Genomic DNA, 20,033 nt, shown 5'->3' on the forward strand with positions numbered 1-20,033 from the left:
CGAGGTGGTCAAAGAATTAATCGAAGTCGGTCTGGGCTGACGCCACATCTCATAACTTTACAGTTGATGATCTTCAAGTTGAGTTCGCACGCCATGGCCTACGCTTTAATACCTGCGCTTGCGCCGAGGTTTAATTTTAAGGGCCCAAACGACACTCTCAAACTCTTGCTCGCTAAGCTTAGTTTCTGCCAAGGCCAGGTAACACTTCTTCTGCCTTTTATTAAGTGCAAGCAAACATAACAAACCTACCTCATCGCGGCAAACCGGGAAAGGAATGGAGTATGGCCTAGTAGTATCTCTTATAAAATCCGCGTCGACTGAGTCAATTACATTGAATGCTATTCCCAGCATCCAGTAGGCAACCGCGACATCACGAGGCCGCGATGAGTCTGGCATAAGTTGAGCTGACAATTTACCTTGCTGACGCTTTGTCGCGGAAATGGGCTTTGATGTATGGGAGAAAAAGTATGAACGTGCAAACCCTTGAGCCCCAGTCTCGCTCGAGTCTTGGAGCCAGCATGCGAGCAAGAACTCTGCGGCATCTGCGGAAGGCGAAGTCGTAGCCGATAGCCCTTTAAACCAACATTGGACTTTGGCCGTCAATGCGACAAGACGATCGCTGTCCTTCTCCGCCTGATTGGAGGATGAGTGCTGAAGGGGAAATTTGGTCGTGAGCCTGGAGGCCGGGCTGTCGATGTACTCCGCGAAAGCCCGCCAGGCCTTGTCCAAGAGCGTGAAGCCCGACGTACCGAGTCTCTCGAGCATCACGGGCGCATCGTGCCGCAAACATACACACCGTCGCGCCTGTCGCCACTCAAGGCGCCAAGCCGGGCTCACACCCGCTGCGAGATCGGATGTGAAGCACCCTGGACAGTAATTTAGAGCCTGCCGGTAGGGGATCATCTCAGCCACGGCTGTTCTGAACTGCTCGGATAGGTAGAGTCGATCTGCCACGCTCAGCGATCGCAGCAGCTCAAGATTGCCGAATTGCATGTCAGGGTCGGCGCCGCCCTTACTGCAGAATTCAATGAGCTCTTCAACCAGCATGTACTCAGAGCTGTGCGTCACCACCGCGCTGAGTCTCGCTACCCAGGAGGAGAAAGACTCGTTGTCGATGGCCGGAAAGGAATGCCGCAGATCCGTCAAAAATGGCTTCGATGCGATGACAGGTGCCTGCTTACCGCTTCCTGTATGACCTACTGCGTTACCATGATCGCGGGAAACCGATTCATCTTCCTCATAGGCCTCGACCCACGTGGGGTAAGTTTCAGACGCAATCTCGGCTACGTACTGATGTTGGCGCCCTACGTGGTGATTGGTTGATGTCCCGGTTGAGAGATCAACGATCTGCTCCATCAGTGTCGTTACTGAATGTCCTACCTTCCCTTTCGACGTCGCATGCACTGCAGCAACATCTATCTCATCTATACGTTCTACTGGGCACGGCGGCTGGAGACGTAAAGCCAGACTCGTGATGAAGTGACCGAACCGCGCGTCAGCGGGCATCGGCAGCAGGTGCAACGTTCTGCTTTCGATGTTGGCATCTCTCAACGCAACCTTCATCCATTCAGCCGTATCGGGAACACCCATGAGCACGAATCTGGCCTCGGGGCTACCTCGAATAAGCTCGACAATAGCCGCCGCATTGGTCAGCTGATCAACCTCATCGCTCCCGTAATTCTCAAGGTCGTGAACAATGAAGGTGTCGTAATGCCGGGCTTCCAATACAGCGCGCTGCAAGCGATGCAGGCTGGCCGAGGTAGACCCAGCCTTTTTGCTAATTTCGTGAATCTGAAGTGAGACGTCCAGATTGGATTTGAAGCGGCCAGGATCAAGGACAGAGACCTTGTTCATCAGTAGAACCCGTTGCCCCCGTTCCCCCAGTCGGAAGTTGAGCTGCCTAGCAAAGGCGGTGGCTCCGCAACCAGGCTCTGCAAGGATCATCAGCACTTCTCGTCGACCAAGAACCCCCAGCTCACGCTGGTAGGTTAAGAGCTCAAGGCAGTCATTCAGCGCTTCTTGGTTGCCAGAGTCATCAGACCAAAATTCAAGGGTGTCGTGCCTGACCAAAAATTGAGTCCTCGTGAAGCTTGTTCTGGCTCTTGTTGAGGCTGTATGAGCCCACCGAACCCGCTGACTGGTAAATTCGGTCGCGAGCAGAAGTCCTGCTGAATCTGCTCGGGGCATCTGGATGACAGCGCTGATGTGGGTTCATATTAGGGGGCGGGAATAACCCCCTGCGCCGGGACTTCTCGGACTTCCAGTTTTTTCAGAGCATCGGTCTTGCCCTGCATGCTGTTCCAGGCGTGAAGAATGCTGTCGGCATTGATGTATTCCTGCCCACTCTCCACCGCCATACGGCAAGCCTCCGCCAAGATATCTCTCAGAGCGCGGCGGGAGCAGTACGTGATGTACGCTCCATCGACCAAGGCCGTTGTCGTGGCGTTCTTTTTCAGATTGGCCAGGAGAGTGTTATTCACGACTGATGGCTGCATCAGGGGCATGTAGTACAAATAGCCTCGAATGAACGACTCGCCCTCATAATCGTTGTCCCATGGTGAGAGCGTGGCCACCCTGAGGTTGAATCGGGACTTCAACGTGTCGTCCTCCCCATAGACCTTATTCAGCCCTTTAGGTGTCCCGCTCAGGATCACATTTAGCTGCCAGTCGGCCCCAGCAAAGCCTTTGATAGCGCCGTACTCTCGGTTCATCCGCTTCTCCGACAACGTCTGTTCTACCAGAGGGATCTCATCGATGAACACGCCGCGCACGTTGTTTTCCCTGATCAGCCTCTGCGCTATCCCTGCGTCCCGATACGACTGGTTAAGGATTCTTTTATAGAATTTGGTACCAATCTCGGCCAGGAAGAGCTTCATGATGTTGAGGTTTGCAATGTTCTTGACGAGATCGATGTAGATTACTTTTCCCGCCCACTTGGATTCCGGCATGGAGCTTTGCGTTTGCCACCGTTGACCCAATGAAGATTTTCCGAGACCAGGAAGCGCGACCAAGGACATGCCGGGATTAGAGGTGGTACGAGGCAAAGACAACAACCGTTGGACACTCTGTTCAGCCGCCATCGCCGTAGGGTGCAGCAGGAAAATCTCGCGCATGCAGGCCAGCGCCCTCTCCTCGCGAGGCAATTCCAACAGTTGCTGAGTCCTTTCATTGAGGTGATTCATAGATCATCATCTCCCATCATCGGAGGGGCTGGGCCGCGCTGCCGTTGAGCGCTATCCTCAGGTTTTTTGTCGCCGGCACCTTTTGTAGCGTTGTCGAGGCCTGTAGGGAGCAACGTAGACGCCACACGCTCCTGCAGAGCAGCTGATTCTTCGAGCCTTCTCCGCTCGCTATCAGTAACCAGGCTTTTCATCAGATCTCGTTGATCATTAATCATGTGCAGTCCAGCATCGGTCACCTCGCCCCGGGGCAGGCCAGACTTTCGCTTGATATTCCACTCCCACATCGTTTTTGGAACATAGAGTGGATGACTCTTGTCGATACCCTCGTTATTCTTCAGTTCTATTACATGCCATTTATCTTCAAACTCAACCCAGGCACGCCTTAGGTTGTTATGGTCAAGTTTGACCCGGACACGCGCGCCAACTTTATTTCTGTATGGCCCAACTTTATAAAGCAGACCTAAAGTTAATATCCCTTCACGCCGAACTCTTACATAGCGCTCATGCATGGCATCTATTCTAAACTGAAGAGGATCCTTCACAGTCCTTGGAGCTTTTATCACCCCATCCTGGATTCCAAAACTTTTGATCCACAGTTGGTTTGGAGTAAAGCCATCTCCGGGAGTCTCATGCCAAATACAAATCTGAGTTATGATTAGTATGAATAAGTCAGTAACGCTATACGTCGCCGTAGACTGGGGATCTTCGCCACGTGCAATCTTTCGATTGGAGGCTATCGCACCTTTTAATCTTTGCATAAATAAAGGATTTATCTTGCCGAATCCTCGCTCGACCTCTCCTCCACTCTGGGGGCGCATTCGATTGTCAGGCTCTATACCGTGTTTAGCTAGCGCTGCTAAAACAGTTTTTGCATTCAAATCCCCGCCGCCATCGACACGATAGAGCTCTCCGGCGCCGTACTGTATCCAGAAATACGATCCCGAAAGTCCAAATTCTACAAGCAGGTCGGCCTTAGGCGTTACGGCCATCAACATAGCATCAGCAAGAGTATTTCTGGATGGGTATCGATACGAAAGCGAAAACCCTAGGAATGACCGAGTATGATCATCCACAATTATCGTCAGGTTGGGTCTACCGAGCCATTCTCCAGTTTCAGGATCCACGGCGTGACAGTCTAGCGGGCTGTTGTCTGCATGGACAATCTGCAGAGCGTGAGTGGTCAAGACTCCACTGTCGAATGTATCAAACTTATCTCGCGCAGCTTTCACTCCTTTGTTGCTAGCAAGAGCCTGGCGAGCTGAAATCTGGGCGTATCGTCTCCGGATGGTCGCATCTGCCGGAGCTTTCTGATTACGTTGCAAACAGCGAGCACGAACTCCATTTATGACAGCCTTTACTGTCCCACCTGGGCCAGTATGATCCTCGACGATAGCAGTAGCTATGATGTCTTCGATATCCTTATCAAAACGGGTATCGCCTTTGCGTCGCCCTGGTTTGCCAGGAATAAGCGATTCCCAACTGGGCCACTGCCGATATTTCGCTAAGAGCTCATTGAGAATTGTTAACTTAACGTCTAGCGTCGTCATTGCGTGCAGCTTATCTTCTTTCGTTACCTCGTCAGCTTCATGCAACGGCTTGATGACTCGCTCTCTCGCCTTAGCTACCAAGATCTGCTCAGGTGTGTAACGGGATGCTGGTTTGGGTTCGCTGTCCTCTTTCGCTCGCTGCTCGGCATCAGCCAGCGTTTGAACTCGTATACGATCTGTAGCCTCTGAATTAATTTTCTCCAGACTACCCCGTGGAGCGAGGAAAGGCGGTGTCAGCCTGTCTGAGGCCTGGACGATATAGCTGTCCGATGCAACGTCGTATTCAGTAACCGTGAAAAGGCCACTGCGATCTTTGCTGAACACGGGCTCGCCGACGTTGAATTCCATCGGTCACTGCTGCCGTAGCTTGACTTTAGTGCTGTATTTATCGCCTTTCAACTGCCCCAGTTGAGCCCGAAACAGATGGTCGCGGTAGACCCCCAATCGCGATCGTACAAAACCGAGCGTTGGGCGCGGAAGGCCCAATAGGTCGCACCGTGCGCAGATATGTCTCCAGCAATTGGCGACGGAATATTCAGGATGGGAAAACATCTTATATTCATGCTGGATGATGTACGTAGTTACGGCAGGAAGCCGATAGCTGGCGTCAGCCAAGGACGTGATTTCGAGGTACTCATACATAGAATGCCCCCCACTCTGAGGCGCTTCTGGAGCAACCAGAGAGCTGAAGAGCTTCCGAGCCTTTTTGATTTCAACAGCCATGTGCTCTTCAAACGCACCGGTACCGTCAGGAATGACACGCACGCGCGAAGGGGGCAGCGTAAGCCGGAGACCATCGGAAAGCCTGCAGAGGCGAACTGCCTCGCGAGGTGGCTTGTGGATGCTGGTGACGATCAGCAGATCTGGGTGGATGTCCGAATTGGCGAAAGCCCCTACGTAGGTCATTGCTCGACTCCAAGATAGCGACCGGTATGGTCGGAAAGCTATTGGAGGAAAGAATAGACGCAGGTGGCCAGCGGTGTAGACCGCTTGTCCAAATTACCGGAGATATGTAACCTATTGATTTATATAGATTACGTTTCACTTATAACCGTTTTTTTGGTTAAAATTGTCGGAGTTTAGTGAAAGCTAATTTTTTAGTTTCGGGATTTCAAGGGGTTACGGAACGGCCGGAGATAAGTGAAATTGGACAAAGGCATACCGAATACTCCAAGTGCTTACCCAAGAGATCCCATCGCGCCCCTAGCCGCTCGAAGCTGTCGAATGCCTCAGCAGAATACTTGCTGACTAACACTGGTGATGAACGACAGCGGCGCTCGGCTAAAGACGCCGCTGCGGCGATTTCAAAACCTCAGTCAGATGTATTCATGGTCACGCCCCGATCCGACTTACGCTAGGATTGACCTAGCGTGAAACGCGAGAAGCGTTACTGCTCCCACACCTACCCATTGAGACCAAAAAGGCTCGAGCCAGGCGTAGGTATCCTCGTTAAGCCAAACGCTGAACGCAGGCATGAGTGCAATCCAGGAGAGCCCGAGGCACACTGGCCAGCTGTAGCGGAGGCCCACGCCTGGTAGCCCTCGGCCCAAGCAGTATCCAAAGAGCCAGGCCAGACCCAGCCTCCCCAGGACAACGCCGGTCGTGGCGATGTCTAGATGTACTTGGGCAGCCAAGGTGACCACAGCACAGAAACACAAAACTACGGCCCAACAGATCAAGATCCCGGCAGACGAGCTGCTGCTGTAACTTCCACGCATTGTTGTACCTCACTGATGATCAGTGATGTATCAATGCCCTTCAGCTGTTTTGATTTCAACTCAACTTCGAGCACTTTCTCCCCGGTCTCCTGAAATCGCTTGATGCCGGCGCCCTTGCGGGGCATCTTCCCTACTCTGCGTCTCTCCTGCCCCCAGCCTGGCGCTGGCCGTTTGAAGGCGTGTCATGGATCGGACACCGATTCAGTGATCGCGGCGGTCAGACCTGCACGCCGGTATGCACTCGGTTGAATGCTTCGTTAAAACGCTGACGATTGCGCACTCCCGTTACAATAGGAGCAGTTATAGGTTGAACAGTCCTACGGGGCAAATGGTGGTTCGCTCGAAGTGCGACCAGACAAGCGATCTTGGCAGACCTCCATCGTTGTCCAGGTCTTGCACGCCATAAAGCTCGACCAGCTTCTGCAGGAGCTCAATGTTTCCAGCTTCCCGAAGCTTGGTCATTGGAGGAATTTCTGCGCCAGCGCCGTCAATTCGCGATTGGTGCACTTGTGAGGTGCTTCATAAATGAAGCACCTCAACTATCGCGGCAAGCAGCAGGCAGACGCTAGCCACGACGGTAAGCCGTAATCGCATCGGAAGGTACCAGGCGGGCAAGCTTATAACCTGCGAGAGCTGCCTGTCCTGCCAGAGGTGGACAACAAAGCCGATGACCAACAGCAAGCAACCCAATGGCATTGGCAGTAACGTGGCAATCCAGGCAATAAGTGCAGGGATGACACTCCAGATGAACCGGCCGCTGCGCTGCTCGGCTTTCATGTCTTGCGCGGTGATGGCGAAGCCCCAGTGCAAGGCGCCGACGAAGCTCAGGAGGACGGCTCCATAGTTAACAAGCGCAATCGCAAACAGCGGCCGATAGTCGCCATAGAACGGGATCAGCAGCGCCAGAGAAATAAACGGTAAAAGGCCGCCATAACCCAGCAGGCTGACGTGCTTTGGCAGAGAGGTTGAAGGCAACGCGTTCATGTGTATTCCTTGCAGTGAGCGACACTCAAGACTGTAGGCCCAAAAGCCCCGCTTGAGCGATACATTGATGGCAGGTGGGCCCCGCCTTATGACCCGGTCTTCAGGGTAACCCCATATCGTGATTGAGCCGAGAGCAGTGAACCATTTGGGCAATTCAACGAGATTCCGCATTGGCCCCCTGCCCGGCTTAGGCTTTCCGAAAGCGCGCAGCCTGGTGTTTGTCGGAATTCGATAGCCACCGTTAGCCTGATGATGGAAAACCAAGTGCTACCGGGACTCGACCCACACCCACAAGGCCACTCTTGACAATCTCTCATCGTCGGACAAATACTTTACCTTGATTCATATAAATGACTATATAACAAGGTGAATCACTCAATGAATGCTGTGCACAACGATAGCCGTACACCCCTTTATCAGCGCCTTAATGACCCCTTGGCTCAGCAGATTGCAAACATCCAGGGGCGCTCTGGCGAAGCTATTCCCACGGAGACGCCGCTTTCAGCTGAATACCTGCTATCAACCTGCATCGTACCCAAGGCGGTAGATGCGCGGGTCAACGCAGGTTTGCTGGAGCGTCAACAAGGGCGTCGCACATCTGTCCGTCGACCTCTTCACTTGCCGGACATCAAAGGCCTCAACCTTGGTGCTGCACGTGTCCGCGCCCCTATTCGCTTCACACCTAAATTACCTGACAGCATCGGCATAGCAGAAGGATACGGCGTGTTCGCCTTTCTTAATGCGGCCGTTGCACGCGGATGCTCCCAAGCTTAATTTTTAGCGTGCTTCGGCAGCGTTACGACTTTTTTCAGGGCTGAGTACAGCTTCAGCGCTCCCATTACTGAGACCTCTTCATGACTACCCTAGATATACAACTTCTAATGACAGCGCTTGTCAGCGTCTTGGTGCTGGTGGCACTGATCGTGTCGCGACTCAAAATGCACCCGCTTTTGGCCCTGTTGATCGTTTCCGTTGGAGTGGGCTTTGCCACCCAAATGCAGCCCGAAAGTATCGTCGCTCATTTGATCGCCGGTGCCGGAAAGACACTGGGGGCAGTTGGGATCGTAATTGCGCTTGGCGCGATGCTTGGCAAAATCCTGGCTGATGCTGGCGTCACGGAGCAAATAGCCGAGGTCATCCTTAAGCGCACCTCGGATCGCATGATTCCTTGGGCAATGATGATGGTTGCGTTTGTAATTGGCATACCCATGTTCTTCGAGGTGGGGCTGGTGATCATGCTACCGCTGATATTCAGTGTGGCGCGAAAGCTGGAAAGCCAGGCTCGCTTCAAAGGCTCGGCATATGTTTATGTCGGTGTTCCTGTGATTTCGGCGCTCGCCGCTATGCATGGCATGGTACCTCCGCACCCTGGCCCGTTGACGGCCATCGCCGCGCTTAAAGCCTCAGTAGGTCCGACAATGCTCTACGGCTTTATCGCGGCTATTCCAGCAATGATTCTGGGCGGACCACTTTACGGTGCGTTCATTTCGAAGCGCATGAGCACCAGGCCTGACCAGGCATTACTTGATCAGTTTACTCTGGCTGAAAAAGCCGACAATCAACACCGTCCCGGCGTTTGGCTCGGCGCACTGGCAGCCCTGCTACCGGCGATCCTGATGCTGATAAATGCCGTCGCCGAGATGCTGCTACCCAAGGGCAATGCGATCCTGCAGATGGCCAGTTTCGTGGGCAACCCTCTGATATCCATGCTCTTAGGCGTGCTTTTCGCCGGCGCAAGCCTGGTACTGGCGCGCGGTGGTAACGCCGAAAAGCTGCGCGATTCGCTGGGTAAAAGCCTCAAACCTATTGCTTCCATCATCATGATCATCGCAGGAGGCGGGGCATTTCAGGAGCTGCTGACGAGTGCCAAGGTAGGCGATGCCATTGTGCACTTGACCCAGCAGTCTGCCTTCCCTCCGTTGATTCTGGGTTGGCTGATAGCGATGTTGCTCTCGGTCTCTACAGGTTCCGCAACTGTGGGTATCGTAGGCGCTGCGGGCTTGCTGGCGCCCCTTGCGGGGGCCGATCCCAGCCTTAACCTGCCCTTGCTGGCATTGTCCATCGGCTGCGGTTCGCTGTTTTTCAATTATGCAAATCATGCAGGCTTCTGGATGGTAAAGGAGTCCTTTGGCATGACAATGGGAGAAGCGACGAAGACGATCTCGGTGGTTCAATCCATTGTGGCTGTGGTCGGATTGATTGTGGTGTTGATCCTGAATGCGGCTATTACAGTTTAAGCGCCCCGCCCATGCGGCTGCGGCCTCAAGCGCATGGGTGACCGGTGATGAATCGGTTGCATGCTTCGATGGTCGGCCAGCGTGACGTTGTGCCCGAAGGTTCGGCTATCAGCAGATAGAACTCCTTAAGGAAAGCGATATGATCCGGATAGCCGAAGCAAGTGATGAGTTCGATATTAGACATTGCGCTGAACAAGCCTACGCTCGCTATGTGCCGGTGATCGGGCGCAAGCCAGCGCCGATGATCGCCGATTTCATCACGCAGATAGCCACAGGGGTAGTCTATGTCGCGACAGACGACCAAGCCCGGTTTCAGGGCTTTATTGTGTTCCATGAAAAGGATGGGTATTTCTTATTGGAAAACGTGGCAGTCCTCCCAAGCGCTGCTGGGCGTGGGGTCGGGAAGGCGCTGATCAGCTTCTGTGAAAATGCCGCACGACAGCGTGGTATGAGCGCCGTTCATCTATATACCAATGCAAAGATGGCAGACAATCTCTCGATCTATCCCAAGCTTGGTTATGTGAAAGTGGCAGAGCGCACGGAGGATGGTTTCAATCGCGTTTACTTCGAAAAAAACCTTACATAACCGCATGCTGAAAAGGTGATCGAGCGCCTGAAAATCACTCCTTGGTCGATGTGGGTATCGCAATACGGCTACTGGTCTTGACCTCGCGTAATGCCAGGCTGGACTGGAATCATTAGACCACTACAGCTCTCTGATTTTGAGAGGCTTCATAAATGAAGCACCTCAACTATCGCGGCAAGCAGTAAGCAGACGCTAGCCACGACGGTAAGCCGTAATCGCATCGGAAGGTACCAGGCGGACAAGCTTATAACCCGCGAGAGTTGCCTGTCCTGCCAGAGGTGGACAACAAAGCCGATGACCAACAGCAAGCAACCCAATGGCATTGGCAGTAACGTGGCAATCCAGGCAATAAGTGCAGGGATGACACTCCAGATGAACCGGCCGCTGCGCTGCTCGGCTTTCATGTCTTGCGCGGTCATGGCGAAGCCCCAGTGCAAGGCGCCGACGAAGCTCAGGATGACGGCTCCATAGTTAACAAGCGCAATCGCAAACAGCGGCCGATAGTCGCCAGAGAACGGGATCAGCAGCGCCAGAGAAATAAACGGCAAAAGACCGCCATAACCCAGCAGGCTGATGGGCTTTGGCAGAGAGGTTGAAGGCAACGCGTTCATGTGTATTCCTTGCAGTGAGCGACACTCAAGACTGTAGGCCCAAAAGCCCCGCTTGAGCGATACATTGATGGCAGGTGGGCCCCGCCTTATGACCCGGTCTTCAGGGTAACCCCATATCGTGATTGAGCCGAGAGCAGTGACCATTTGGGCAAATTGAACGAGATTCCGCATCGGCCCCCTGCCCGGCCTATCCAGATCAAACCCCAGCGTTGATCTTCAAGGCGTGCAATCAGTTTGCTACTTGCTGACGGAGTCATCTCATGAGCCCTGGCAGCAGAAAAACCCCTGCTTTCCGTGCTTTTGCCCGTCGTTGCGCGCCATCATCGTTGCTCTTTCACGTGCGCAATAAAGCAAATCTTATGGCCTTCAGATATCAGGGAACTGACAAGCCAGTATGAGCCACTTAAACGACGGTGATGTCTGGAACCCTTTGGTGCGTGACATTCGATGTGGTAGCGACACTCCAGCTAACGTAATTCGAACAACGAAGGACATAATATGCTAAATAGAATTTCATCATCCAGCCCGACCAGCTATGTCAGTTCAGGCAGCTCATCGGCAGGTATCAACCCCAGTATAAATGTCAGGCCTCCAAGGGGTGGGCCCGTTGATACGCTAGTAGGCGCAGCCAGTGACAACAACCTTGTGTACATTGGTGATGAGCACGGTAAGCTTTTCATACCTAAACTAATAACCGAGTCCGCTGCAAAACTTAAAAATGCAGGCGTCGACCACCTGGCGGTAGAGTTTGTAAAGCACTCCGATGGCGCCGCGTTCAGAGAAGCATTGAGCGATGGAAAAAGCGCTGTCAAACACTTTCTGGAAGCATCATGGGGGCGACACGGAGACGCTTGGCTAGACAAGGTTTCTGAGGCGCTGTGCAGTGCTCATCGTGCAGGGATTTATGTTTCTGGAATTGATAGGAAAATGGCGATAGATCAGCCTAAAACGCCGATGCAAAAAATTTTGTACATGAAAAAGAGGCTAGCTTTGAATGTAGCTTGGGATGCGGCGGCTACAAGAGAGGCCTCCGCTGTCTGCGCGAACAAAAGTATCGTATGGGGCGGTGCCGGCCATTTCACCAACAGCAAGACTGACGGACCAAAAGACATGCGGCCAGGCTTGGTAATCTCGTTTGATCTGACTGGAAGAGGCTCTAGCAGAATCAATGATGCTGATGAACATAGCCATATCGTGATCGCTGGCGAGGATAACTAAAGAAAACCATTACTGGTTAATTTTCCTTGGCCATTGCATTTGACGTCCTGGCGAAATTCCGAGCAAGGTCATTGCTTCCGGCCAAACCGTTTGAGGTTTCCGGCTGCGTTTTCATCGCTTCGACTGGGCTGACTGGACTTTTGGCCCAGTCAACCCTCTTACGGGCGCAACTCACTCACCCCCTCCACCGCTCCCTCGCCAACGCGCGAACTCGCTTTTTTCAAGCATATTCTTCAAAACAAAGCTGCGCCAAGGTGTTAAGTAATGTTATATAAAAATTAACTTAACATTATCTGATCGTTGGAAGATGATCTTTTCGACATCCATGACGCCCTGACAAAAACACAAAACGGGACGGGAACCAAGATCCCCTGTATCGACACCGGGGACATTGCGCCGCGGTGGCACCACCCCAAGGGCCAGCGAAACGCGCGCCAAGTAATCACTCTCCTGCAAGCATCGAAGCGCAGGACCTCCTAAAACAAAAATAATAGGACACAGCCATGCATAGATTCATTTCACGTCCCGCGATCGGGCTGTTGTTTTCTCTGGCTTTACTGGGCTCCGCCGTCAGTGCCGCGCCGTTACCCGCCGCGACCGAGGGCGACTGGATTGCCCCGCAGTTCACCTTCCACACCGGTGAGAAACTCGCCAACCTCAAACTGCACTACATCACCCTTGGCAATCCCAAGAATCCCGCCATCCTCTTCCTGCACGGCACTTATCGGCCAGGCAGCGATATGCTGAGCAAGGACTTTGGCGGTGAGCTGTTTGGCCTTGGTCAGCCGCTGGATGCAAGCAAGTACTACATCATTTCCACCGATGGCATCGGCGTAGGCCAGTCCAGCAAACCATCGGACGGCTTGCGCACCCGGTTTCCGACGTACAACTACGACGACATGGTTCAAGCCCAGTATCGCTTGGTCACCGAAGGCCTGGGTATCAAGCACCTTAGGCTGATCATCGGCAACTCCATGGGCGGCATGCAAACCTGGATGTGGGGCCAGAACTGGCCGCAGATGATGGATGCGCTGGTGCCCATGGCGTCCCAACCCACCGAAATGTCGTCCCGCAACTGGATGATGCGCCGCTTGCTGGTCGAGTCAATCAAGCAGGACCCGGCCTGGAACAACGGTAACTACAGCGCGCAACCGCCGTCCCTACGCTTGGCCAACGCGATGTTCAGCATCGCTACCAGTGGCGGTACTCTGGCGTATCAGGCGGCTGCCCCGACCCGCGCTCAGGCCGATAAGCTGGTGGATGAACGCCTCAGCGCTGCACAAACCGCCGACGCCAATGACTTTATCTACCAATGGCAATCTTCCGCCGACTTCAACGCAGCCCCCGGTCTGAAGAAAATCCAGGCGCCGGTGCTGGCCATCAATTCGGCGGACGATGAGCGCATCCCGCCGGAAACAGGTCTGATGGAGGCGTCGATGAAAGAACTCAAGCACGCACGGCTATTACTTATCCGTGCCAGTGCCGACACCCGTGGTCACGGCACCACGAGCATGGCGAAGTTCTATAGCAAGGAACTCGGGCAGTTTATGCGCGAGACCGAAAAGGTGAAATAAATCCACCCCCTCGCCCCAGCTTCAGCTCAAAAGTCCGCCACCTTGCCCCAGGCGGACGTTTGAAAACGGTCCGGGTGATAAGGCCGCGGATCAACAATGGGGCTCACACCGCTGACAATATCGGCAATAAGGTGGCCCGCGCCCGGACCAATGCCAAAACCATGTCCGCTGAACCCGGCCGCGATCACCAACCCCGGCAGGCTGGACATTTCGCCGATACCGGGAACGCCGTCCGGTGTACTGTCCACGTAACCGGCCCACGACGCCTTGATCGACGTACCCTGCAGTGCCGGCACCAGTTCCACCGCGCGCTTGTAAGTCAGCGCAACCGCGGAGGCGTCAGCGCTTGGGTCGAGAATACGCATTCTCTCCATCGGCGTGGGCTGGTCCAGGCGCCAGCGTTTCAAGCTTTCGTGGCCTGCTTGCCAGCCTTCCAGCCCCCCAGGGGCAAGGTTGCGCCAGCGGCGCTGAAACATTGGCAGGAATTGTGTAGAGAACCTCAGCAACTGCGGCGTGATATCGACTCGCCCCCGGCCACTGATCGCCAGCGTGTAACTGCCATCAACGCGGCGGGTCATGGACGCGCCGGTGGTATGCAGTGCACTGGGAATTTCCTGGCTCGGGGCGGAGACTGAGAGCACGGTTTGACGAATCGTCGCTTGTGGGAAGCGAATGCCATACTGGCGGCAGAACGAAGATGCCCAGGCGCCTGCGGCAAGCACTGCGAGCCGGGTGCGGATGGTGCCTTTTTCGGTGACCACTGCCGACAATCGACCGCCTTCGGTCTCGACGCCCCGCACGGCGCAATTCTGATGCACGCTACTGCCCAGTGCCATGATCGCGCGCGCGACTGCGGGGGCTGCGCGGGACGGGTCGGCAATGCCATCGGTAGGCGCAAACACCCCACCTTTCCAAGGCTTTCCTGTTGCCCTGCCCCGTTCTGCGGCCTGCTCGGCATTGAGCATCTGGGTCTGCACGTTGACGGTCCGCGCAAACTCGCCCCAGCGCGCCCACCCTTCCAGCTCCTGCTCGTTGTTGCTCAGGTAGAGTAAGCCGCACCGCGTAAAACCGGTCTGTTCACCGGATTGCGCCGCGAATTGCTCCCACAGTTCCAGGCTTTTGGTGGCCATCGGCAATTCGCGCGCATCGCGATTCTGCTGGCGGCACCAGCCCCAGTTACGACTTGACTGCTCGGCGCCTATGCGGCCCTTTTCGACCAGTGCGACCTTCATGCCGCGCCTGGCAAGGTAATAGGCGGTAAACGCGCCAATTATACCTCCGCCGATCACAACCACATCGGCCTCCGCCGGCAGATCTGCAGAGGTATGCACGGGAGTTAAAGGTGCTGGCATGTTCTGGTTATCCACATGAGTTCAAAAGAGAAACCTGTTGCTAGAGCCCGACCAGTCCGGCCAGCCCGCCGATATCCGCGATCTGGTGGTAGCCGAAAGCAGCATTGGCCGGCTGTTCATGCCCCCGCGCCACGAAGGCTTTGTGCTTGATCTTCATGTCATGGGCCGACATCAGGTCATAGCGAAAGCTCGACGAAACGTGCAGCACATCCTCTGGCCCGCAGCCCAGGTTATCGAGCATGAATTCGAACGCCGCCAGACGTGGCTTGTAGGCCTGGGCCTGCTGAGCGGTGAAGACCTTGTAAAACGGTGCGCCGAGCTTGTCGACGTTAGACATGATCTGTTCGTCCATGGCGTTGGAAAAAATTACCAGGGGAATCTTGCCAGCGATTTTCTCCAAACCCGCCGGCACATCAGGATGTGGCCCCCAGGTCGGCACGGCGTCGTAATACACCTGACCTTCGTCGCGGTATTCGATGCCCCAGCGCTTGCACGTGCGCGCCAGGGCTATCTTTAGAATCTGATCATAAGGCAGCCAGTCACCCATGACCTGGTCCAGGCGATAGGCCGCGTAGTCCTTGATGAATTGTTCCATCCGCTCAACCGGTATGCGATCGGCAAACAGATCGCGCGTCAGGGCTGCGGTTTTGAAGTTGGTCAATGTGCCGTAGCAGTCGAAGGTGATGTACTTAGGGCGAAGATCGCTCATGAATGCGGTCCTTTATCAGTGATGAGGTCATTACGGCGCAAACCGCTGTGGTGTGCCGTACATCTGGCCATCATGGGGTCATTACACCACCATGAGGCCGTAAATAAGCGGTTAAATGCAGGGTTACTTGGTACAAAACACCGTTTAAAAGGCACGTCTCAGCAGACTTTGTCGAGACGCCGGGGTGGGCTTTACAACTCGGCAAAAGCGCTTTCCAAAGCGTCAAGCAGACGACCCGCCTCCCTGGCTGTCCAGATCAAGGGCGGGCGAATTTTCAGAATGCTCGCATCGGGTCCGGTGGCGGAAATGAGCACCCGTTTTTCTCGCAGATGGTTGACCAGGCGCAGAGCAGTCTGCATGTCGGGCGTTTTGCTGGCCCTGTCCTTTACCAGCTCGACGGCGAAGTACATGCCGGTGCCTCGCACGTCGCCAATCTGCTCATACCGCGCAGCCAGGTCTTTAAGGCCCGCCATGATCAGGCTGCCCACACGATTGGCGTTAGCCATCAATTGCTCTTCGATAATGACATCCAGCGTTGCCTGGGCGGCCGCAATCGCCACGCTGTTGCCGCCAAAGGTATTGAAATAGCGCATGTCGCGACCGAAGCTTGCGACCACCTCCGGACGCACCATCAACCCCGCCACCGGGTAGCCGTTACCCATGGGTTTGCCCATGGTGATGATGTCCGGCTCCACCGCGTGGCGCTGATGCCCCCAGAAATGCGTGCCGCTGCGACCGAACCCTGACTGGACCTCATCGGCGATGAACAGGCCTCCAGCCTTGCGCACTACCTCGGCGATCGGCCCGAATACATCCACCGGATCACAGAAAACGCCATCGGACGAGAACAGGCAGTCGGCAATGAATGCTGCGACGCCGCCGCCATGGCGTTGGATATCGCGGATCTGCGCCGCCACCTGGTCGGCCATGTAGCGACCCAGTGCTTCACGTGGAATGCGATAGGAGTCCGGAGCAGGCACCCGTCGCACGAACGGGTCGAGCTTGGCATTGAGACCCAGCGACGGCGAAAAGGCTGCCACGGTCGCCGAATTGCCGTGGTAGGCCTCGGCGGTGACGATGACGCCCGTATTGCCGGTGTGATGCCGTGCAATGCGGATAGCAAGATCGTTGGCTTCCGAACCGCTGCACGTGAACATCAAGTGCCCGTCGGTGCCCATCTCTCCGTCCGCCGTGGCGCGCAGCTGTTCGGCGTAGTCAAGAATGCCGTCCTGCATGTAACGAGTGTGGCTACACAGCTTATTCATCTGCTCAGTGATGGCAGCGATAACGCGCGGATGGCAATGCCCCACCGACACCACGTTGTTGTAGGCATCCAGGTACTCGTTGCCGTCCTTATCGTACAGATAAGCCCCTTTGCCACGCACGACCCCCACCGGCTCGTTATAGAACAAACGATAGGCAGGCCCCAGCAAATCGATCCGACGCTGAATGTGTTCACGTGCAGCAGCGTCGAGGCGATCGACGTTGGCAGGGTTGAAGCCGTTGGGCATGTCACCACGGATGGCCTGGATGTTTGAGTTGCTCATTTAAAAACCCCCTAAGCAATGGATGAATCAGTGGGCGAAGTGCATCAAAAGCGCTGACATCTGTGACGATGACCGGTCAAGCATCCAGTCCAGCTGGCCCCATCCCGGCGCCGCGTTTCTCAAGATGTAGGCACTGTTCTGCGGGAAGAGCTGCGAGCGCCAGGTGGTAATCAACGCTCTGGCAACCAGGCGCGCCATGGCCAGATGAGGGATAAGCGCCAGCTCCTCAGCCGTGAGGTCGGCAACGTGCAGGTAACCTCTGAGCAGGTCCTTGGCGGGGGCAAAAATATCGACGTCCTGACCGGTTTGCACTGCGAGCAACTGGTTCATCATGGCCGTGGACACATCGATGGCAATAGCGGTTTTGACCGTGTCGCCGAAATCGATGATCGCCCCGACGCACTGCGGGCGATGCGCATCAATGACGATGTTCGAGGTATTGAAGTCGTTATGCAGTACTTGTTGTCGGCACCCGGCGATCAAACCCTCCACCTCGCCAAAGCGTTCGAGCGCCCGCTCCAGCGAGTGCCGACGCGCGGGCTCGACGACACCATTGAGCAGGGGCTCAAGCACCCGCAGGTGCTGCACATCCCAGCACACCTGGCGGGACTCTGCCGGGTGGGCGAAGTCGGCAGTGGCCAGCCTGAGGTGCGCAAGCAATTGGCCGATCTGCTCGCGCCCTTGGGCGTTGAGGGTGGTTTTGTCCAAGGGTGTACCTGGCAGAAAGCTCAGAAGCCTTACCTGCCTTGACTCGCCGCTTGCGGTTACAACAGTGGTCAGGTACCCGCCGTCCAGCGCGGGGTAAACCCTGGGAATCGGCAGCTGGGGTGCCCTGCGCCCGATATGCTGCATGACTTCGATTTGCAGCGACAGCTCAATGGGCGACTCCTGCGGGTTGGCGATCTTGAGCACATAGGACTGACCGCTTGAACAATCGCAGCGAAACGTATCGTCTTTTTCTGTGGCGAATCGCGTCAACTGCGCGCTGATACCAAATTGCTCCAGCACGATACGCCGGCCTTCTTCCAGCGACACTGGCGTGAAAGGCGCCGCCAAATCGCCCTGCAAGGCGATAAGGCTTTCGCTGAACTGATCTTTCCCAATCACTTGCATCGCTGGACTCCTGGGCCGGCAAAGCCGTGCATGGCACGACGTCGATGCGAAGATATTGTGCTACAACTATTTTGATTGGAAGCGAAAATTGTAGCTGAAAGGCCTGATTTTCAGGTGATATCTTTTAAAAAGTCATAATAATCATATGGTTGAAATGATATAAAAAATTTTCTAAAAATTAAATTGTTGTACAAATTAAAAAGAAGCTTGATGGCTTACTGGTGTCCGCACACCCAGTCGTACTAGAATCGCGCACTCTCTACCGAGCCCCAACCCCCGTCGTGGTTACCATGATTCTTTCCAGCGCGAACATCGAAACATCCCCAGCCAGGCTCTCGGCTGTCGAAGCACTGGCTGCGAAGCTCAAGGCCAGGATCCTGAACGGTGACTTCGAGCCAGGCGAATTCCTGCGGGACGTCAAGATGGCGGAAGAGTACGAAGTGGCGCGCAACACGTTTCGCAGTGCGGCACAGTTGCTGGTGTCATTCGGCTTGCTGCTGAAAGTGCCTCATCGCGGATTCTGCATACCCGAGTTCGGCCCGGACGACGTCGTCGACATCGCCCGGCTGCGCGGGGTACTGGAAACTGAAGCGGTGCGCATGATTATCCTCAATGGCACGGTCCCGGCTGATGCGCTGGACGCCGTGGAAAGACTGCGCAATGCCGCACCCGATACCCCACGCTCCGACATTGTCACCGCTGATGGTGATTTCCACCGGGCGATCATCCGCGCCAGTGGCAGCGCACGCCTGCAGCGCAGCTATGCCATGCTGGAAAGCGAGATTGAGCTGCTGCTGGTACTGCAACAACCCTGTTATGAGGACCCCAAGCAAATCGTCAAAGACCATGAGCACTTGATAGCCTGCCTTCGCAGCCGTGACTTCGAAACAGCCCGTACAGCGTTTGTCGAGCATTGGGAGGATTTGAGCGCCAAGCTGTTACGCGCACAGTTCGAGCGACGGCAATCGCGGTGAAGCCGTGCAACATCATTCGTCATTCGATGCTGGGAAATTGCACCCCTACGCCCTGCCCCTCACATCAAAAAAACGGACCTTTTCAACGCAAAGGCGTCAAACCTGGGTATCGCTACCACCGATCAGCCTCATAAGCCCTAGACCCAGGACAACCCATGACCTTCTTCATTTTCCTTCTAGCCTGCTGCGCCGCCGGAGCAACCGGCATCATCTTCAAGCCGGGAGCATGGTACGAATCTCTTGAAAAACCGAGCTTCACCCCGCCTGACTGGGCGTTTCCGGTGGCGTGGACGACGATTTATCTGCTTCTCGCCTGGGCAGGCTATCGCCTGACGCTGATCCCCGGCAGCGAGATCGTGCTGGCCTTGTGGGCGGCTCAAATTGCGCTGAATACGTTGTGGACGCCGGTATTCTTTGGCGCGAACCGCCTCGTTGCTGCGATGGTTGTTCTGGTTTTGTTGTGGATCGTGGTTGCCGCGATGATCGTAATGGCCTTGCAGCTGGACATCATCACCGGGCTGATTTTGTTCCCCTACCTGGTCTGGCTCTCGGTGGCAGCGGCGCTGAACTTCTCCATTCTGCGCCATAACCGATAAGTACCTGACGCTGACTGCCTTATGCGTTCCCCAAGAATATGAGCGGAATATCGATTAACTGAATTCTGTTCCGCTCATCTCGGCA

The 20,033-nt window shown here is 55.1% G+C and carries 17 protein-coding genes and 1 pseudogene; 7 read left to right on the forward strand and 11 right to left on the reverse strand.

All coding sequences use genetic code 11. The features are described 5' to 3' along the window. Positions 1-105 precede the first annotated feature (105 nt). The 6 genes from JOE34_RS18495 to JOE34_RS18520 all read right to left on the reverse strand — a co-directional run bounded on the left by JOE34_RS18495 (position 106) and on the right by JOE34_RS18520 (position 7,431). A complete protein-coding gene (locus JOE34_RS18495) occupies positions 106-2,070 on the reverse strand; it encodes a TniQ family protein (RefSeq protein ID WP_209996392.1) in 1,965 nt (654 codons plus the stop codon). Between the two features lie 146 nt (positions 2,071-2,216). Continuing rightward, positions 2,217-3,182, reverse strand: coding sequence for a TniB family NTP-binding protein (locus tag JOE34_RS18500; protein WP_235662577.1), 966 nt, complete (start codon positions 3,180-3,182; stop codon positions 2,217-2,219). Next, positions 3,179-5,077 (reverse strand): hypothetical protein, encoded by a 1,899-nt coding sequence (locus JOE34_RS18505; protein ID WP_054998298.1) that lies wholly within the window; start codon positions 5,075-5,077, stop codon positions 3,179-3,181. The genes JOE34_RS18500 and JOE34_RS18505 overlap by 4 nt, the downstream gene beginning before the upstream one ends. 3 nt (positions 5,078-5,080) lie before the next feature. Next, entirely contained in the window at positions 5,081-5,635 is a 555-nt protein-coding gene (locus JOE34_RS18510) for a hypothetical protein (protein WP_054998299.1), read from the reverse strand. 769 nt (positions 5,636-6,404) lie between these two features. Further along, entirely contained in the window at positions 6,405-6,572 is a 168-nt protein-coding gene (locus tag JOE34_RS18515; protein ID WP_017279877.1) for a hypothetical protein, read from the reverse strand. Between the two features lie 394 nt (positions 6,573-6,966). Then, on the reverse strand, positions 6,967-7,431 hold the full coding sequence (locus JOE34_RS18520) for a DUF3429 domain-containing protein (protein ID WP_161421036.1): 465 nt from the start codon (positions 7,429-7,431) through the stop codon (positions 6,967-6,969). A 378-nt stretch (positions 7,432-7,809) separates the two neighbouring features. On the opposite strand from JOE34_RS18520, the pseudogene JOE34_RS25970 reads away from it, so the two are divergent. The 3 genes and pseudogenes from JOE34_RS25970 to JOE34_RS18535 form a co-directional block, all read left to right on the forward strand. Next, positions 7,810-8,043, forward strand: a pseudogene (locus JOE34_RS25970) (GntR family transcriptional regulator); the annotation flags it as partial. A gap of 242 nt (positions 8,044-8,285) precedes the next feature. Further along, a complete protein-coding gene (locus tag JOE34_RS18530) occupies positions 8,286-9,668 on the forward strand; it encodes a gluconate:H+ symporter (protein WP_017279482.1) in 1,383 nt (460 codons plus the stop codon). Between the two features lie 139 nt (positions 9,669-9,807). After that, complete coding sequence (locus JOE34_RS18535) at positions 9,808-10,254, forward strand: GNAT family N-acetyltransferase (protein ID WP_024692541.1); 447 nt, start codon at positions 9,808-9,810, stop codon at positions 10,252-10,254. 146 nt (positions 10,255-10,400) lie between these two features. On the opposite strand, the gene JOE34_RS18540 is transcribed toward JOE34_RS18535, so the two are convergent. Next, the gene (locus tag JOE34_RS18540) at positions 10,401-10,865 is read right to left on the reverse strand and encodes a DUF3429 domain-containing protein (protein WP_024692540.1); all 465 of its coding nucleotides are present in this window, start codon (positions 10,863-10,865) and stop codon (positions 10,401-10,403) included. A gap of 498 nt (positions 10,866-11,363) precedes the next feature. Between JOE34_RS18540 and JOE34_RS18545 the strand changes: the two genes are divergently transcribed. Beyond that, positions 11,364-12,083 carry a hypothetical protein gene (locus JOE34_RS18545; RefSeq protein WP_024683006.1) on the forward strand — a complete coding sequence of 240 codons (720 nt, stop codon included), beginning with the start codon at positions 11,364-11,366 and terminating at the stop codon, positions 12,081-12,083. A gap of 503 nt (positions 12,084-12,586) precedes the next feature. Further along, positions 12,587-13,657: an alpha/beta fold hydrolase gene (locus tag JOE34_RS18550; protein WP_046266492.1), complete on the forward strand. Its 1,071-nt coding sequence runs from the start codon at positions 12,587-12,589 to the stop codon at positions 13,655-13,657. Between the two features lie 26 nt (positions 13,658-13,683). Here JOE34_RS18550 and JOE34_RS18555 read toward each other — a convergent pair whose 3' ends face one another. The 4 genes from JOE34_RS18555 to JOE34_RS18570 form a co-directional block, all read right to left on the reverse strand. Continuing rightward, the gene (locus JOE34_RS18555; protein WP_046266493.1) at positions 13,684-15,009 is read right to left on the reverse strand and encodes an FAD-binding oxidoreductase; all 1,326 of its coding nucleotides are present in this window, start codon (positions 15,007-15,009) and stop codon (positions 13,684-13,686) included. Between the two features lie 40 nt (positions 15,010-15,049). Next, positions 15,050-15,718 (reverse strand): haloacid dehalogenase type II, encoded by a 669-nt coding sequence (locus tag JOE34_RS18560; protein ID WP_003426786.1) that lies wholly within the window; start codon positions 15,716-15,718, stop codon positions 15,050-15,052. A gap of 191 nt (positions 15,719-15,909) precedes the next feature. Continuing rightward, positions 15,910-17,265 (reverse strand): aspartate aminotransferase family protein, encoded by a 1,356-nt coding sequence (locus JOE34_RS18565; protein WP_161421038.1) that lies wholly within the window; start codon positions 17,263-17,265, stop codon positions 15,910-15,912. 27 nt (positions 17,266-17,292) lie between these two features. After that, the gene (locus JOE34_RS18570) at positions 17,293-18,378 is read right to left on the reverse strand and encodes a phosphotransferase (RefSeq protein WP_161421040.1); all 1,086 of its coding nucleotides are present in this window, start codon (positions 18,376-18,378) and stop codon (positions 17,293-17,295) included. Positions 18,379-18,668: 290 nt separating this feature from the next. Here JOE34_RS18570 and JOE34_RS18575 point away from each other — a divergent pair, with 290 nt between their 5' ends. Next, entirely contained in the window at positions 18,669-19,352 is a 684-nt protein-coding gene (locus JOE34_RS18575) for a GntR family transcriptional regulator (RefSeq protein WP_161421042.1), read from the forward strand. Between the two features lie 155 nt (positions 19,353-19,507). Further along, positions 19,508-19,948, forward strand: coding sequence for a TspO/MBR family protein (locus JOE34_RS18580; protein ID WP_010414906.1), 441 nt, complete (start codon positions 19,508-19,510; stop codon positions 19,946-19,948). The last annotated feature ends 85 nt before the right edge of the window (positions 19,949-20,033 follow it).

The organism is Pseudomonas sp. PvP028 (genome assembly GCF_017832255.1).
Lineage (GTDB): Bacteria > Pseudomonadota > Gammaproteobacteria > Pseudomonadales > Pseudomonadaceae > Aquipseudomonas > Aquipseudomonas syringae.

What these genes read in the sequence shown, in the direction of transcription:
- JOE34_RS18500 (WP_235662577.1), bottom strand. Translation starts at nt 3,182, where the DNA reads ATGAATCACCTCAATGAAAGGACTCAGCAACTGTTGGAATTGCCTCGC.
- JOE34_RS18565 (WP_161421038.1), bottom strand. Translation starts at nt 17,265, where the DNA reads ATGAGCAACTCAAACATCCAGGCCATCCGTGGTGACATGCCCAACGGC.
- JOE34_RS18505 (WP_054998298.1), bottom strand. Translation starts at nt 5,077, where the DNA reads ATGGAATTCAACGTCGGCGAGCCCGTGTTCAGCAAAGATCGCAGTGGC.
- JOE34_RS18545 (WP_024683006.1), top strand. Translation starts at nt 11,364, where the DNA reads ATGCTAAATAGAATTTCATCATCCAGCCCGACCAGCTATGTCAGTTCA.
- JOE34_RS18560 (WP_003426786.1), bottom strand. Translation starts at nt 15,718, where the DNA reads ATGAGCGATCTTCGCCCTAAGTACATCACCTTCGACTGCTACGGCACA.
- JOE34_RS18510 (WP_054998299.1), bottom strand. Translation starts at nt 5,635, where the DNA reads ATGACCTACGTAGGGGCTTTCGCCAATTCGGACATCCACCCAGATCTG.
- JOE34_RS18540 (WP_024692540.1), bottom strand. Translation starts at nt 10,865, where the DNA reads ATGAACGCGTTGCCTTCAACCTCTCTGCCAAAGCCCATCAGCCTGCTG.
- JOE34_RS18515 (WP_017279877.1), bottom strand. Translation starts at nt 6,572, where the DNA reads ATGCCCCGCAAGGGCGCCGGCATCAAGCGATTTCAGGAGACCGGGGAG.
- JOE34_RS18580 (WP_010414906.1), top strand. Translation starts at nt 19,508, where the DNA reads ATGACCTTCTTCATTTTCCTTCTAGCCTGCTGCGCCGCCGGAGCAACC.
- JOE34_RS18575 (WP_161421042.1), top strand. Translation starts at nt 18,669, where the DNA reads ATGATTCTTTCCAGCGCGAACATCGAAACATCCCCAGCCAGGCTCTCG.
- JOE34_RS18555 (WP_046266493.1), bottom strand. Translation starts at nt 15,009, where the DNA reads ATGCCAGCACCTTTAACTCCCGTGCATACCTCTGCAGATCTGCCGGCG.
- JOE34_RS18570 (WP_161421040.1), bottom strand. Translation starts at nt 18,378, where the DNA reads ATGCAAGTGATTGGGAAAGATCAGTTCAGCGAAAGCCTTATCGCCTTG.
- JOE34_RS18520 (WP_161421036.1), bottom strand. Translation starts at nt 7,431, where the DNA reads ATGAACGCGTTGCCTTCAACCTCTCTGCCAAAGCACGTCAGCCTGCTG.
- JOE34_RS18530 (WP_017279482.1), top strand. Translation starts at nt 8,286, where the DNA reads ATGACTACCCTAGATATACAACTTCTAATGACAGCGCTTGTCAGCGTC.
- JOE34_RS18535 (WP_024692541.1), top strand. Translation starts at nt 9,808, where the DNA reads ATGATCCGGATAGCCGAAGCAAGTGATGAGTTCGATATTAGACATTGC.
- JOE34_RS18550 (WP_046266492.1), top strand. Translation starts at nt 12,587, where the DNA reads ATGCATAGATTCATTTCACGTCCCGCGATCGGGCTGTTGTTTTCTCTG.